This window comes from Streptomyces sp. NK08204, from assembly GCF_020400585.1.
GTDB lineage: Bacteria > Actinomycetota > Actinomycetes > Streptomycetales > Streptomycetaceae > Streptomyces.
In genome coordinates this window covers 1-602 of the sequence record NZ_JAINVF010000085.1, presented here as the reverse complement: position 1 = coordinate 602, position 602 = coordinate 1, and the positions used below count along the sequence as shown (strand labels likewise).

Sequence of the window (602 nt, the reverse complement as noted above, 5' to 3'; positions counted from 1 at the left end):
GCGGGACGGCGGTTACGACGTCTCCGACTACACCGCCGTACTGCCCGAGTTCGGTGACCTCGCCGACTTCGTCGAGTTCGTCGACGCCGCCCACCAGCGCGGCATGCGCGTCATCATCGACTTCGTCATGAACCACACCAGCGACCAGCACCCGTGGTTCCAGGAGTCCCGCAAGAACCCCGACGGCCCGTACGGCGACTACTACATGTGGGCCGACGACGACAAGCAGTACCAGGACGCGCGGATCATCTTCGTCGACACCGAGGCCTCCAACTGGACCTTCGACCCGGTGCGCGGCCAGTACTACTTCCACCGCTTCTTCTCGCACCAGCCGGACCTCAACTACGACAACCCCGCCGTCCAGGAGGAGATCCTGGCCGCCCTGAAGTTCTGGCTGGACCTCGGCATCGACGGCTACCGGCTCGACGCGGTCCCCTACCTCTATGCCGAGGAGGGCACCAACTGCGAGAACCTGCCCGCCACCCACCAGTTCCTCAAGCGCGTCCGGCGCGAGATCGACGCGATGTACCCGGACACCGTCCTGCTGGCGGAGGCCAACCAGTGGCCGGAGGACGTGGTCGACTACTTCGGCGACTTCCACG

The 602-nt window shown here is 65.8% G+C and carries 1 protein-coding gene; it reads left to right on the top strand.

The window, feature by feature from the left end; translation table 11 throughout:
• Positions 1–602, top strand: a 602-nt coding sequence (locus K7G59_RS34410; protein ID WP_263977110.1) for an alpha-amylase family glycosyl hydrolase, incomplete at both ends; no start/stop codon positions are given.